The following is a 14,969-nucleotide window of genomic DNA, read 5'->3' on the forward strand; positions in this document are numbered from 1 at the left end:
GGTGTCAGTGAGGCCAGTAGTTCCAACCCTGTTCGGTTCCGCCGCTATGAGATTGGAACCTCTGGTGGTGGTTAAAACGCAACTCACTGAGGTTTATTGTTATATCTGCGACTCACTCGTTATTCACCCTTCCCTTCAACCATGGCACCGAATTTATCGAGCTGACTGATAACTGTGAACGCTTCACAGAGGCGTTAGTCGAGAGTGAAGATTCCGAACATAAATGGCGCTTTGCGCACGACTTTCCACCTGTCTGGAACTGCTGCAACAGACACTCCTCGATCCCATTCCCGAATATTTAAAAGAGAATCTGACCGTAGAAGACCTACCTTCTCGCACGCCAGCCTTTAAACCTGATGCGACACAATTGGGACGCTACCACCAGGAAATCACCCAGCTACTGATAAACGGTTCACTTCAGCCAAAATCGGCTATCGTGATGGAAGACTTACTCTGCGAGCTGATCGACTACTTTGCCGACACACTGAAAGCACTGCGCTGGCTAAAAACCGAGATCGGTTTGATCGCGATCGAATAAGGGGCCATAAAAAAACCCGCCATCAGAGGCGGGTTTTTTAACGTGACATGAATTACTGCAGTAGCGAAATATCCGCCACGCGCAGGAATAACTCGCGCAATTTTTCGAGCATAGAGAGACGGTTAATGCGAAGCTCTTTATCTTCAACATTTACCATCACTTTCTCGAAGAAGGCATCAATCACTTCACGCAGTTCAGCCAGTTCCACCAGCGCTTCCTGATAACGGCCTTCAGCGAAGAATGGCTCCAGCTTGTCACGCAGCACCACAACCTGCAGCGCCAGCGCAATTTCTTCGGGCTCTTTCAGGGTCGCAGCGTTAACACGCTCGTTCAGCGTTTCATCGGATTTCGCCAGAATGTTGGATACGCGTTTGTTGGCCGCAGCCAGCGCTGACGCGGCTTCCAGCGTACGGAAATGCGAAACCGCCTTCATGCGCGCATCAAAATCTGCCGGACGGGTTGGACGACGCGCCAGAACAGCCTGAATAGTGTCGACGGTATAACCTTCGTCCTGATACCAGGCGCGGAAGCGACCCAGCATAAAGTCGATAACATCATCCACCACTTTCGCGTTGGTCAGCTTGTCACCGTACAGACGCACCGCTTCTTCGGTGAGGGTCTGCAGATCCAGATTCAGGTTCTTCTCAACGATGATACGCAGCACACCCAGTGCAGCACGACGCAGCGCAAACGGATCTTTATCGCCTTTCGGATGCTGGCCGATACCGAAGATACCCGCGAGGGTGTCCATTTTGTCGGCAATCGCGACGGCACACGCAACAGGGTTAGACGGCAGATCATCACCCGCAAAGCGCGGCTGATACTGTTCGTTCAACGCAACGGCCACATCTTCGGCTTCGCCGTCATGACGGGCATAGTGCATACCCATCACGCCCTGGGTGTCGGTAAACTCGAACACCATGTTGGTCATCAGGTCGCATTTGGACAGCAGACCTGCGCGGGTAGCGTGATTCACGTCGGCACCGATTTCACGGGCGATCCAGCCGGACAGCTCCGCGATACGGTCAGTCTTGTCGCGCAGCGTACCCAACTGTTGCTGGAACAGAACGGTTTGCAGACGCGGCAGGTGATCTTCCAGACGCTTTTTGCGGTCGGTATTAAAGAAGAACTCTGCATCCGCCAGACGCGGGCGCACCACTTTTTCGTTACCGGAGATAATCTGAATCGGATCTTTGGATTCGATGTTCGCCACGAAGATAAAGTTCGGCAGCAGTTTGCCGTCATCCGCGTAAACCGGGAAGTACTTCTGGTCACCCTTCATGGTGTAAACCAGCGCTTCAGCCGGAACCGCGAGGAATTTCTCTTCAAACTTCGCCGTCAGAACCACTGGCCACTCGACCAGAGAGGTCACCTCTTCCAGCAGGCTTTCGCTCAGATCGGCGTTGCCACCGATTTTGCTCGCCGCCTCTTCAGCGTCCGCTTTGATTTTTGCTTTACGCAGTTCGTAATCCGCAATGACTTTACCGCGCTCAAGCAGGATTTGCGGATACTGATCGGCATTGTCGATGGTGAATTCCGGCTCGCCCATAAAGCGATGGCCGCGAATCACGCGATCGGACTGAATACCCAAAATCGTTGCCGGAATAACGGTATCGCCCAGCAGCAGGGTCACCGTGTGAACCGGACGCACAAAGTGTACGTCGGACGCACCCCAGCGCATCAGTTTAGGAATAGGCAGCTTCGCCAGCGACGTTGCAATCATGTTTGGCAGCAGCGCCTCTGCGCTTTCGCCTTTAACGTGCGCGCGATACAGGAGCCATTCGCCTTTATCGGTTGTCAGACGCTCGGCCTGGTCAACGGTGATACCGCAACCACGTGCCCAGCCTTCCGCCGCTTTGCTCGGTTTCCCTTCAGCGTCAAACGCCTGGGCAATCGCCGGGCCGCGTTTTTCAACTTCGCGATCCGCCTGAGAAGCCGCCAGATTCGCCACTTTCAGCGCCAGGCGGCGCGGTGCAGCAAACCATTCGATTTTACCGTGCGTCAGGCCAGCGTTATCCAGCTCAGCGGTTACGTTCGCAGCAAAGGATTCCGCAAGGCTGCGCAGGGCTTTTGGTGGCAGCTCTTCAGTGCCGATTTCCACCAGGAAAGTTTTATCAGACATGGCCGCCTCTTATTTATTTCGGTTGCACATCGGGAAGCCAAGGGCTTCACGGGACGCGTAGTAAGCTTCTGCAACGGCTTTGGTCAGCGTGCGAATACGCAAAATGTAGCGCTGACGTTCAGTCACGGAGATGGCTTTACGGGCATCCAGCAGGTTGAAGCTGTGGGCGGCCTTCAAAATACGCTCGTAGGCTGGCAGCGGCAGTGGGGTTTCCAGCGCCAGCAATTGCTGCGCTTCTTTCTCGTACTGCTCGAAGCAGGTGAACAGGAAGTCCACATCCGCGTATTCGAAGTTATAGGTGGATTGCTCCACTTCGTTCTGATGGAACACGTCGCCGTACGTGGTTTTACCCAGCGGGCCGTCGCTCCAGACCAGGTCGTAAACGCTGTCTACGCCCTGAATGTACATGGCCAGACGTTCCAGACCGTAGGTGATTTCACCTGTGATCGGTTTACATTCCAGACCGCCAACCTGCTGGAAGTAAGTGAACTGCGTCACTTCCATGCCGTTCAGCCACACTTCCCAGCCGAGACCCCAGGCACCCAGCGTTGGGTTTTCCCAGTTATCTTCCACGAAGCGAATATCGTGAATGGTCGGGTCCACGCCAAGCTCTTTCAGGGAGCCGAGATACAGTTCCTGAATATTGTCCGGGGAAGGTTTAATCACCACCTGGAACTGATAATAGTGCTGTAAGCGGTTTGGGTTTTCGCCATAACGACCATCGGTCGGACGGCGAGATGGCTGCACATAGGCCGTTGCCATGGGTTCTGGCCCCAACGCACGTAAGCTGGTCATAGGGTGTGAAGTGCCGGCGCCAACTTCCATGTCCAAAGGTTGAACGATGGTGCAGCCCTGACGAGCCCAGTAATCCTGTAAAGTCAGGATCAGGCCCTGGAAGGTCTTGGTATCAAACTTTTGCATAGTATTTCGTGCTGGATACGTGTGTTTTGAATGGAAGCGATCAGTATACCCGCTGACTGCAAGATATACAGTATGAAACGGGTTTGTTTAGGGAAAATTGGGAAATAAGGCGTCAAGCCAGTGCAGCAAGCGCACTGGTCAGCAAGAACGCAGGCGCGTTAACGCATAGAGAGATGTAAAAACTGCCCTTCCGCATCAAAAGAACAGACAAAGCTCTCTTTACGCGTGGTATACCCACGCATTTCATAGCTGCCCTGAAATTGCTCGAACCCGGCCACGTCAATTTTTTGCGCGCCCGTGTTGTACCGATGTGCTGCCTGGTCCTTGCACAATTGCTCCATATTTAATGAGCGTTCTGGGCTGACTTTACTTTTTTGCGCTCTTTGCGCCGGTGCTTCTTCTTGTGAACCACATCCTGCAAGCATAACAATCACAATCAGTGACGCAGCACGCTTCATCATCATTTTTATTACCGCCGTGGTTTCTGGCTGTTATTTTTAATCGTAAAGCTTTTATAGCTGATCGACCCGCATTCTGCGAATAGCGCGATGTTCACACAAGTCCGATAATTCAAACTCAGATTTATCCAGTGAGAGGCTGGAACACAATACGAGTCAGAACATATTTACCGCATAAACAGAGGAACTGATGCAGTCAAAAATTAACTGGATTGATAATTTGCGAGGAATAGCCTGTTTGATGGTCGTGATGATTCACACCACCACCTGGTATATCACTAATGCCCACAGTATCAGCCCGGTAAACTGGGACGTCGCGAATATTCTGAACTCGGCGTCCCGCGTCAGCGTTCCGCTGTTTTTCATGATTTCTGGTTTTCTCTTCTTTGGCGAGCGCAGCGCGCAGCCGCGTCATTTTTTGCGCATCGGGCTTTGTTTGCTGTTTTACAGTGCCATTGCGCTCCTCTATATCACCCTTTTTACATCAATCAACGGCGAACTGTCGCTCAGAAATTTACTGCAAAAGCCCGTTTTCTATCACCTGTGGTTTTTCTTCGCCATCGTCGTGATTTATCTGGTCTCACCGCTGATTCAGGTAAAAAACGTGGGGGGTAAAATGCTGTTGGCGCTCATGATCGTCATTGGCGTACTCGCCAACCCGAATACTGTCTCGCAAAAGATAGGCGGTTTTGAGTGGCTGCCCATAAACCTTTATATCAATGGTGACACCTTTTACTACGTGATTTACGGCCTGCTCGGGCGCGCAATCGGCATGATGGACACGCGCAAATCATGGCTGACGTGGCTCTGTGCCGCACTATTTATCACCGCAGTTTTTGTGATTTCTCGTGGGACATTACATGAGTTGCGCTGGCGTGGGAATTTTGCCGATACCTGGTATGTGTACTGCGGTCCAATGGTGTTTATCTGCGCGGTTTCTCTGCTCACGCTGGTCAAGAACACGTTAAACGCGCGACCACTCCCGGTGCTGGGGTTGATTTCACGTCATTCGCTGGGGATTTACGGTTTTCACGCGCTGGTGATCCACGCCCTGCGCACGCGAGGTGTTGAGTTTAAAAGCTGGCCGCTGTTGGACATCGTATGGATTTTCACCGCTACATTACTGATTAGCCTGCTCCTGTCGATGCTGTTACAGCGAGTCGATACGCGCCGCTTTGTCAGCTAGCGATACGCTGTCTGGCGCGATGAAACTGACGCGGGGACGAAAATCCCGCAGCCGTGGCCGCGTGTTCAACACCGCGTCCTTGCACTAGCCACTGCTCAGCAACCGCCAGCCGCAGCTGTTCAAGATAATCGCGCACGCTAATGCCTAAATGTGCCTGAAAAAGTCGGGTTAAATGGCGTGGGCTAACGTGCGCCAGATCCGCGATATCAGCCAGTTGCCAGCCCCTTTGCGGCTCCGCCGTCAGCGCATCTTGAGCACGATGAATGGCCGGATGCAGATGATTGCGGTAACGCAGCCACGGCGAAAGCTGCGGATCGTCTCCTGAACGCCGGAACCAGACCACCATTTCGCGCGCCACCGCCAGGGCCTTTTCTGGCCCACACAGGCGGTTAATCATATGCAACGCCAGATCGATTCCCGACGTAATCCCCGCGCTGGTCCAGATGTTTTGGTCCTGCACAAAAATACGATTCTCTTTGACCAATGCGCCTGGCGCTGCGGCACGAAGACGGCCAATGACGTCGTGGTGGGTGGTGCACTGTTTTCCATCAAGCAGACCTGATTTCGCCGCCAGCAGCGCGCCGGAGCAGACGCACATCACGGTAATATGATGCCGATGGATCTCGGGCTGCAGGCGCATCAGCCAATGCTGAATGCTTAGCGCCTGAGGTGTGGAAAACTGATGGCTGGAATCGCTGACGCCCGACAAAATCAGCAGGCTCCCCGCCGGCAGAGCTTCCGGTAACGGTTGGATACCGCTCATCGTCAGGCCAATGGATGTCAGCACTTCTGGTTGCGGGCCAACGAAATGCAGGCGAAACGCATCGCCCGCCAGCGCAAAGGTTTCGGCCGGGCCGGTCATGTCCAACGACAACACTCCCGGCAACATCACAAACCAGACATCGGTACTCATCAAAGTGACTCCAGCGTCTCCGCTACGGTTTTGATTTCAGCAAAACGCCCATCCAGCACCGTTTCAGTCCGATGGCGAAGGTCATCGGTATCCAGCGTAATGCCCTTGTGCGTCATCGGGAATGTCAGCGTGGCTTCACTGACAAAAGTGACGGCATAGCCTAAATCGGACGCGACTCGCGCCGTGGTTTCGCAGCACTGTTCCGTCCGAAGACCGCAAATGATCAGATGATTAATATCCCGCTCACGCAGCCAATGATCAAGGCCGGTATCGGTAAAGGCATTATGGACATGTTTCTGGAAAACGACCGCAGGCTGATGACGTAAAAAGGACATTGGCTCAACGAAACCGCTTTCCAATGAGAACGGCCCGGTATCGTCTACGTGAAAGATATCAACAACGGGGATGCCATGAGATTCACAACCTTCGATAAGCCCCAGCATCGCCTGCTGGAACTCAGCGAAACCTTTTTCCTGCCAGTATTCACGGTGATGGAATGACTGCTGAGTATCGATGTTGATTAACGCGGTACGTGACATGGTGATTCTCCTCGCCAGTGGGTGTAACCCTATACTGACGAGGAGACGCACGGACGAGAAGACCAAAAAAGGACATCCTCACGCCGCATCGGGACAACGTGGGATCACGACATCAATGGCCGAAGCTGCTGATAGATTTTGCGGAACACGTCGCGCTGTTGAGCGTAATGCGCATGACGCACGGAATCCGGGTGATGCTCTTGCTCCAGGGGTAATGGTGGCAACAGCTGTGCGAGCGGTTTTGCTGGATTCATTGCAATTTGCGCCAGACGCGCGGCCCCCAACGCGGGCCCCACATCGCCACCGGTGCGGTAGTCCAGCTGTAATCCACTGATATCGGCCAACATCTGCCGCCAGTAGCTGCTGCGCGCGCCTCCACCAATCAGCGTAATGCTGTGGGGCTTCAGTCCGCAATCGTGCACCACATCCATGCCATCTGCTAACGCAAAACCCACGCCTTCCAGCACTGCGCGCGCCAGTTCCGCCGGACCGTGCTGATGCGTTAAGCCAAAGAAAACGCCTTTCGCCTGCGGGTTGTTGTGCGGGGTACGTTCGCCCGAAAGATACGGCAGAAACCAGACGGCACCGGCACTTTCATCAGCCTGTTGTGCAGCGGCGATCAGCGCTAGTACATCGCCAAAACCCGTGAGCTTCGCAGCCCAATCCAGGCATGAAGCGGCACTCAGCATCACCGACATCAAATGCCATTTACCCGGTAACGCATGGCAGAAGCTGTGAACGGCATTTTCTGGATTGCTACGATAACCGTCGCTCACGGCAAAATAGACGCCCGATGTACCCAGCGATAACATTGCCTGACCAGCATCAACCATTCCAACGCCGACGGCACCCGCCGCATTATCCCCGCCACCCGCAACAAGCGGCACCGCAGGCATATTCCAGCGCTCGGCAAGGGACGATTGTAATGTTCCCGTCATTTCACTGCCTTCGAAAAGGGCAGGCATATGCTGACGCGTAAGCTGACAGGCGGCGAGCATCGCTTCGCTCCAGTCGCGCTGAGCAACATCCAGCCACATGGTGCCTGCCGCGTCCGACATATCGCTGGCAAAGTCACCGGTCATACGAAAACGCAGATAATCTTTTGGCAGAAGCACTTTTGCGACCTGACGGAAAATCTCAGGCTCATGACGTTGCACCCACAGCAGTTTTGGCGCAGTGAAGCCCGGCATCATCAGGTTGCCGGTGATCTCGCGAGAAGTCGGCACGCGTTCTTCGAGAATGGCGCACTCTTCAGCGCAGCGACCGTCGTTCCACAAAATCGCCGGACGCAGAACGCGATGCTCTTTATCCAGCAGCGTCGCGCCGTGCATTTGCCCGGCAATGCCCAGCGCTTTCACATTCCGTAAGCTGTGCTGTTCGCCCAGCGCTTTTATCGCGCGATCCGTCGCTTGCCACCACTCTTCAGGATCCTGCTCAGACCATAGCGGGTGTGGGCGCGAGACGTGCAGCTTTTCAGTTTGCGTAGCCAACACATCGCCCTGTTCGTTTAACAGGATGGCTTTCACACCCGACGTGCCAAGATCAATCCCGATATACATGCGGTGACTCCTTAAAAGAGAAGCCCGGTAATGGGGTACCGGGCAATGCTGATTACTTATCGAACAGGTAGTGATTCACCAGGTTTTCAAGCAGTTCCTGATGACCGCTCTGATGGCTCGGTGCCAGGCTGTGCTGTTCAGCGTACTTCGCTATCTCAGCAAGCGATAACTGGCCTTTCAAAATTTGCTGGCCCAGCTCACTGTTCCAGCCGGCATACCGCTTCGCAACGCGTTTATCCAGCTCGCCATCTTCAATCATGCGGGCCGCCACTTTCAGCGCCAGCGCCATGGTGTCCATTGCGCCAATATGTCCATAGAACAGATCGTATTTATCCGTACTTTGACGGCGTACTTTGGCGTCAAAGTTCAGGCCGCCAGTGGTAAAGCCGCCCGCTTTGATAATTTCGTACATCACCAGCGCATTTTCTTCGACACTGATTGGGAACTGGTCAGTATCCCAGCCCAACTGCGGATCGCCACGGTTGGCATCGACAGAGCCAAAGATACCTAGCGCGATAGCAGACGCAATTTCGTGATGGAAAGAGTGCCCCGCCAGCGTCGCGTGGTTCGCTTCGATATTCACTTTGATCTCTTTTTCCAGACCAAATTGTTTGAGGAAGCCGTAGACGGTCGCCACGTCATAATCGTACTGATGTTTAGTCGGTTCCTGCGGTTTAGGCTCAATGAGCAACGTGCCACGGAAACCAATTTTGTGTTTGTGCTCCACAACCATCTGCATGAAGCGGCCGATTTGTTCACGCTCCTGGCGCAGATCGGTATTAAGCAGGGTTTCGTAGCCTTCGCGGCCACCCCACAGAACATAGTTTTCACCGCCGAGTTTATGCGTGGCATTCATCGCGGTCACGACCTGCGTTGCCGCCCAGCTAAACACTTCTGGATCCGGATTGGTCGCCGCACCCGCGCCGTAGCGAGGATTGGTAAAGCAGTTCGCCGTGCCCCACAGCAGTTTGACGCCGCTTTGCTGTTGTTTTTCTCCCAGGTAATCGACCATCTGGGCAAAGTTATTCAGATACTCTTTCAGCGAGGCGCCTTCCGGGGAAACATCGACATCGTGGAAGCAGTAATACGGCACATTCAGCTTGTGGAAGAATTCAAACGCGACATCCGCTTTGCGCTTCGCCAGCTCCAGCGCTTCGCCGGGTTGCTGCCACGGACGGTCAAAAGAGCCTACGCCGAACATATCCGCACCGTTCCAGCAGAAGGTATGCCAGTAGCAGGCAGCAAAACGCAGGTGATCTTCCATGCGCTTACCCAGCACCAGCTCGTCGGGATTGTAATGACGAAATGCGAGAGGATTAGTGGATTTCGGGCCTTCGTAACGAACACGATCGAGTTGGTCGAAATAAGCTTGCATATTTAACTCCATAATCAAGAGGTGCGGCGAATAACCGATACTAAAACTAATAGTGAATATTCATTGTGATTTGCTCAATTACGTTATTTCACACTGGCATTGAGAGAATGCTCAAACGTGCGCTGGCTCCCAAAAAAAATAATACGCAAGCAAACGATTCCTCAGCGATTATTCCAGAATGTTGTGTAATGAATAAGTTATGCATTTTAAAATCAGATCACGGTCATAAATTCGCAAATAAACCAAATATCGTAATGAGAAGATAAAAATCTATAATTGCTAGTTTGTCGCTCCCCGTTAAGAATTTGCTGCGTATCTGACAAGAATCATCCTTTTCTCTCTGAATCTCTACCCTACAGAAAAAGGTAATAATAATTATGAAGATAAGAAACCTGTGCCTTACAATCTGCGCTTCGCTGCTGCTGACAAGCGTTGCGGGCCATGCGAAAGAAGTCAAAATCGGAATGGCTATCGACGACCTGCGTCTTGAGCGCTGGCAAAAAGATCGCGATATTTTTGTTAAAAAAGCAGAATCTCTTGGCGCATCTGTTTTTGTTCAATCGGCTAACGGCAATGAAGAAACACAAATGTCGCAAATCGAAAATATGATTAACCGCGGCGTTGATGTGCTGGTTATTATTCCTTACAACGGTCAGGTGTTAAGTAATGTTGTGAAAGAAGCCAAACAAGAAGGCATTAAAGTTTTGGCGTATGACCGTATGATTAATAATGCCGATATCGATTTTTATATTTCCTTTGATAACGAAAAAGTCGGTGAAATTCAGGCGCAAAGTCTGATCAAAAAAGTGCCTGAAGGGAATTACTTCCTAATGGGTGGCTCACCTGTTGATAACAACGCCAAATTGTTCCGCGAAGGGCAAATGAAAGTGCTCAAGCCGTATATTGATGACGGCAAAATTAAAATCGTAGGCGACCAATGGGCTGACGGCTGGCTGCCAGAAAACGCCCTCAAAATTATGGAAAACGCTTTAACCGCTAACAACAACAAAATTGATGCAGTCGTCGCGTCAAACGATGCAACAGCCGGTGGGGCAATTCAGGCCCTTAGCGCACAAGGCCTGGCAGGTAAAGTCGCTATCTCAGGACAAGATGCCGACTTGGCTGGCGTAAAACGTATTCTTAATGGCACCCAAACCATGACGGTATATAAGCCGATCACTGAACTCGCCAATACGGCAGCTGAAATTGCCGTTGAGTTGGGTAATGGTCAACAGCCAAAGGCAGATTCCTCATTAAATAACGGTCTGAAAGACGTCCCCGCCCGTCTGTTGACGCCGATTGAAGTCACCAAAGACAACATTGATGCCACCGTTGTGAAAGACGGTTTCCACAGTAAGAGCCAATTGTAATCCAGCTATGCCCCTGTTCTGCAGGGGCATGCCGACTTGTACGGGTATTCCTTCGGGTCTTGTGGAGCAGTTATGTCTTATCTACTGGAAATGAAAAGCATCACCAAAGCTTTTGGCGCGGTGAAAGCCGTCGACAATGTGAGCCTGCGCTTGAATCCCGGCGAAATCGTCTCGCTGTGTGGTGAAAATGGCTCTGGAAAATCCACGCTGATGAAAGTGCTGTGCGGTATCTATCCGCACGGAAGTTACGAGGGCGAAATCGTTTTTGCCGGAGAGACGCTGCAGGCGACTCATATTCGCGATACCGAGCGGAAAGGTATTGCCATCATTCACCAGGAACTCGCGCTGGTGAAGAATTTAACCGTGCTGGAGAATATTTTTCTCGGCGCTGAGCTTTCGCGTCGCGGGGTGCTGGATTACGACACCATGACGCTGCGTTGTGAAAAACTGCTGGCGCAGGTCAGCCTTGCTATCTCACCCGACACGCGTGTTGGCGATTTGGGGTTAGGCCAGCAACAGCTCGTTGAAATCGCCAAAGCACTCAATAAACAGGTGCGCCTGTTGATTCTTGATGAGCCGACCGCATCCCTTACCGAACAGGAAACCGCGGTGCTGTTAAACATCATCCGCGACCTGCAAAACCACGGCATTGCCTGCGTTTATATTTCGCACAAGCTTAACGAGGTTAAAGCGATATCGGACACCATCTGTGTTATCCGCGACGGACAGCACATTGGCACCCGCGACGCAGCAGGCATGAGCGAAGATGACATTATCACAATGATGGTGGGCCGCGAACTCACCGCCCTTTATCCGAACGAACCCCACGCCACGGGTGATGAAATATTGCGCGTTGAAAATCTCACCGCCTGGCATCCGGTCAATCGCCATATTAAACGCGTTAACGATGTCTCTTTCTCACTGCGCCGCGGGGAAATCCTCGGGATTGCGGGGCTGGTCGGCGCCGGGCGTACCGAAGCCGTGCAGTGTCTATTCGGCGTATGGCCCGGGCGCTGGGAGGGCAAAATTTTTATCGACGGCCAACCGGTGCAGATCGCTAACTGTCAGCAGGCGATTGCGCTTGGTATTGCGATGGTGCCGGAAGACCGTAAAAAAGACGGCATCGTGCCGGTAATGGCTGTCGGCAAAAATATCACGCTGGCTGCGCTTGACCAGTTTTCCGGTCCGCTGAGCAGCCTGGACGATGCTGCCGAACAGCAATGTATTCTCCAGTCCCTCGCTCGCCTCAAGGTCAAAACCTCTTCGCCTGAACTGGCGATTGGCCGACTGAGCGGCGGCAATCAGCAGAAAGCCATTCTGGCCCGCTGCCTGCTGCTCAATCCTCGCATCCTGATTCTTGATGAACCCACTCGCGGGATCGATATCGGTGCGAAATACGAAATCTACAAACTGATTAACCAGCTTGTACAGCAGGGCATTGCCGTCATTGTGATTTCGTCTGAGCTACCTGAAGTTCTCGGCCTGAGCGATCGCGTTCTTGTGATGCACGAAGGCAAACTGAAAGCCAATTTGAACAACCAAAACCTGACGCAAGAACAGGTGATGGAAGCCGCCCTGAGGAGCGAACGCCATGTCGAAAAGCAACCCGTCTGATCTTAAAGTCCCTGTTCACACGCCCGGTGTGTTTTCGGGGCTCAAGGCGCTCAATTTACAGGTTTTCGTCATGATCGCGGCCATTATCGCCATCATGCTGTTCTTCACCTGGATGACCGACGGCTCATATTTGAGCGCACGTAACATCTCCAACCTGCTGCGTCAGACCGCAATTACCGGCATTCTGGCCGTCGGCATGGTCTTCGTCATTATCTCTGCTGAGATTGACCTCTCAGTGGGCTCGATGATGGGACTGCTGGGTGGCGTTGCCGCCATCTTTGACGTCTGGCTAGGCTGGCCGTTACCGCTCACCATCGTCGTAACGCTTGTGCTGGGTCTGCTGCTCGGCACCTGGAACGGCTGGTGGGTCGCGTACCGCAAAGTACCGTCCTTTATCGTCACCCTCGCGGGGATGCTGGCATTTCGCGGGATTCTGATTGGGATTACCAATGGCACAACCGTATCCCCCACCAGCGCGTCCATGTCGCAAATTGGGCAAAGCTACCTCTCTGACGGTCTTGGCTTTACGTTCGGTGCCATCGGTCTCATGGCGTTTATCGCCTGGCAATGGCGTGCGCGGATGCGCCGTGAAGCGCTGGGACTGGCCGCACCCGCATCAACTTCTGTCGTCGGACGCCAGGCATTAACGGCGGTCATTGTGCTGGGCGCGATCTGGTTGCTGAATGATTATCGTGGGGTGCCAACGCCCGTGTTGATACTGACGCTGCTGTTACTGGCAGGTATGTTTATGGCCACTCGCACTGCTTTTGGTCGCCGTATCTACGCCATCGGCGGCAACATCGAAGCGGCACGTCTGTCAGGTATTAACGTCGAACGGACTAAGCTGGCGGTGTTTGCGATCAATGGCCTGATGGTAGCGATTGCTGGGCTCATTCTGAGTTCACGTTTGGGGGCCGGTTCGCCGTCAGCCGGGAATATCGCCGAGCTGGATGCCATCGCAGCCTGTGTCATCGGTGGAACCAGCCTCGCAGGCGGGATCGGTAGCGTTGCCGGGGCCGTGATGGGCGCATTTATTATGGCGTCGCTGGATAACGGAATGAGTATGATGGACGTGCCGACCTTCTGGCAGTATATCGTTAAGGGCGCCATCCTGTTGTTGGCGGTCTGGATGGACTCCGCAACCAAGCGACGGGCCTGAGAATCACAAATTTGGGAAAGATAAGCCATGTTTGAGAAGCGTCACCGCATTACGTTGTTATTCAATGCCAACAAAGCCTATGACCGCCAGGTCGTGGAGGGCGTGGGTGAATATTTGCAGGCGTCGCAATCCGAATGGGACATCTTCATAGAAGAAGATTTTCGTGCCAGCATCGAGACAATTAAAGACTGGTTAGGTGACGGGGTTATCGCAGATTTTGATGACCCCGATATCCAAAAAATGCTTGTCGATGTCGACGTCCCCATTGTGGGCGTCGGCGGTTCTTACCACTTGCCCGAAAAATATCCGCCGGTACATTACATCGCGACCGATAACTACGCGCTGGTCGAAAGCGCATTTTTGCATTTAAAAGAAAAGGGCGTTCACCGCTTTGCCTTTTATGGTTTGCCAGCGTCCAGCGGTAAGCGATGGGCGATGGAGCGTGAACACGCTTTTTGTCAGATTGTGGCCCAGGAAAAGTATCGTGGCGTCGTTTATCAAGGGCTGGAGACCGCACCTGAAAACTGGCAACACGCGCAAAACCGTCTGGCCGACTGGCTGCAAACGTTGCCACCGCAAACGGGTATTATTGCGGTCACAGACGCGCGTGCGCGTCATGTCCTTCAGGTGTGCGACCATTTGCACATTCCGGTTCCTGAAAAACTGTGCGTCATTGGCATCGATAACGAAGAACTTACTCGTTATTTGTCACGCGTCGCGCTGTCATCGGTCGCGCAGGGAACGCGTCAGATGGGCTATCAGGCCGCGAAATTACTTCACCGATTGCTGGATAACGAAACCCTGCCGCTGCAGCGTCTGCTGGTGCCGCCTGTCCGCGTGGTGGAACGACGGTCTACCGATTACCGCTCTTTAAACGATCCTGCGGTGATCCAGGCGATGCACTACATCCGTAACCATGCCTGCAAGGGTATCAAAGTGGATCAGGTGCTGGATGCCGTGGGCATTTCTCGCTCGAATCTGGAGAAGCGATTCAAAGAAGAGGTCGGGGAAACGATTCATGCGGTCATTCACGCCGAGAAACTGGAAAAAGCCCGCAGCCTGTTAGTGTCGACGTCGCTGTCGATCAACGAAATTTCGCAGATGTGCGGCTATCCATCGTTACAGTATTTCTATTCGGTGTTTAAAAAAGATTATGACACCACGCCGAAAGAGTATCGGGAGCGGTACAGCGAGGTGCTGATTTAGCGCTGGCTG

Annotated in this window: 12 protein-coding genes and 1 pseudogene; 6 read left to right on the forward strand and 7 right to left on the reverse strand. The window is 53.1% G+C overall.

Annotation, left to right across the window (positions count from 1 at the left end):
- The first annotated feature begins 101 nt into the window (after window positions 1-101).
- Window positions 102-538, forward strand: a pseudogene (locus AC0LWE_RS18530) (hypothetical protein).
- A gap of 52 nt (window positions 539-590) precedes the next feature.
- Here the strand turns inward: AC0LWE_RS18530 and glyS are convergent.
- The 3 genes from glyS to AC0LWE_RS18545 all read right to left on the reverse strand — a co-directional run bounded on the left by glyS (window position 591) and on the right by AC0LWE_RS18545 (window position 4,045).
- Window positions 591-2,660, reverse strand: a complete 2,070-nt coding sequence (gene glyS / locus AC0LWE_RS18535) for a glycine--tRNA ligase subunit beta (protein ID WP_219347180.1) — start codon at window positions 2,658-2,660, stop codon at window positions 591-593.
- 9 nt (window positions 2,661-2,669) lie between these two features.
- Window positions 2,670-3,581: a glycine--tRNA ligase subunit alpha gene (glyQ, locus tag AC0LWE_RS18540; protein ID WP_011915428.1), complete on the reverse strand. Its 912-nt coding sequence runs from the start codon at window positions 3,579-3,581 to the stop codon at window positions 2,670-2,672.
- Window positions 3,582-3,739: 158 nt separating this feature from the next.
- Entirely contained in the window at window positions 3,740-4,045 is a 306-nt protein-coding gene (locus tag AC0LWE_RS18545) for a YsaB family lipoprotein (RefSeq protein WP_474265992.1), read from the reverse strand.
- A 184-nt stretch (window positions 4,046-4,229) separates the two neighbouring features.
- Between AC0LWE_RS18545 and AC0LWE_RS18550 the strand changes: the two genes are divergently transcribed.
- On the forward strand, window positions 4,230-5,225 hold the full coding sequence (locus AC0LWE_RS18550; RefSeq protein WP_059180434.1) for an acyltransferase: 996 nt from the start codon (window positions 4,230-4,232) through the stop codon (window positions 5,223-5,225).
- On the opposite strand, the gene AC0LWE_RS18555 is transcribed toward AC0LWE_RS18550, so the two are convergent.
- The 4 genes from AC0LWE_RS18555 to xylA form a co-directional block, all read right to left on the reverse strand.
- Window positions 5,218-6,138, reverse strand: coding sequence for a GlxA family transcriptional regulator (locus tag AC0LWE_RS18555; protein ID WP_219347181.1), 921 nt, complete (start codon window positions 6,136-6,138; stop codon window positions 5,218-5,220). The two genes, AC0LWE_RS18550 and AC0LWE_RS18555, sit on opposite strands and share 8 nt — an antisense overlap.
- Window positions 6,138-6,677: an isochorismatase family protein gene (locus AC0LWE_RS18560; RefSeq protein WP_059180436.1), complete on the reverse strand. Its 540-nt coding sequence runs from the start codon at window positions 6,675-6,677 to the stop codon at window positions 6,138-6,140. Before AC0LWE_RS18560 ends, AC0LWE_RS18555 begins: the two co-directional genes overlap by 1 nt.
- Window positions 6,678-6,781: 104 nt before the next feature.
- Window positions 6,782-8,236: a xylulokinase gene (gene xylB / locus AC0LWE_RS18565; RefSeq protein ID WP_216980632.1), complete on the reverse strand. Its 1,455-nt coding sequence runs from the start codon at window positions 8,234-8,236 to the stop codon at window positions 6,782-6,784.
- Between the two features lie 52 nt (window positions 8,237-8,288).
- A complete protein-coding gene (xylA, locus tag AC0LWE_RS18570; protein ID WP_011915422.1) occupies window positions 8,289-9,611 on the reverse strand; it encodes a xylose isomerase in 1,323 nt (440 codons plus the stop codon).
- Between the two features lie 377 nt (window positions 9,612-9,988).
- Here xylA and xylF point away from each other — a divergent pair, with 377 nt between their 5' ends.
- The 4 genes from xylF to xylR all read left to right on the forward strand — a co-directional run bounded on the left by xylF (window position 9,989) and on the right by xylR (window position 14,960).
- Window positions 9,989-10,981, forward strand: a complete 993-nt coding sequence (xylF, locus tag AC0LWE_RS18575) for a D-xylose ABC transporter substrate-binding protein (RefSeq protein WP_202668316.1) — start codon at window positions 9,989-9,991, stop codon at window positions 10,979-10,981.
- Window positions 10,982-11,053: 72 nt separating this feature from the next.
- Entirely contained in the window at window positions 11,054-12,595 is a 1,542-nt protein-coding gene (locus tag AC0LWE_RS18580; RefSeq protein ID WP_202666481.1) for a xylose ABC transporter ATP-binding protein, read from the forward strand.
- Window positions 12,573-13,754, forward strand: a complete 1,182-nt coding sequence (gene xylH / locus AC0LWE_RS18585) for a xylose ABC transporter permease XylH (protein ID WP_059180440.1) — start codon at window positions 12,573-12,575, stop codon at window positions 13,752-13,754. The genes AC0LWE_RS18580 and xylH overlap by 23 nt, the downstream gene beginning before the upstream one ends.
- Window positions 13,755-13,781: 27 nt before the next feature.
- Window positions 13,782-14,960, forward strand: a complete 1,179-nt coding sequence (xylR, locus tag AC0LWE_RS18590; protein ID WP_059180441.1) for a D-xylose utilization transcriptional activator XylR — start codon at window positions 13,782-13,784, stop codon at window positions 14,958-14,960.
- Window positions 14,961-14,969: the final 9 nt, after the last annotated feature.

This window comes from Lelliottia sp. RD5, from assembly GCF_056032945.1.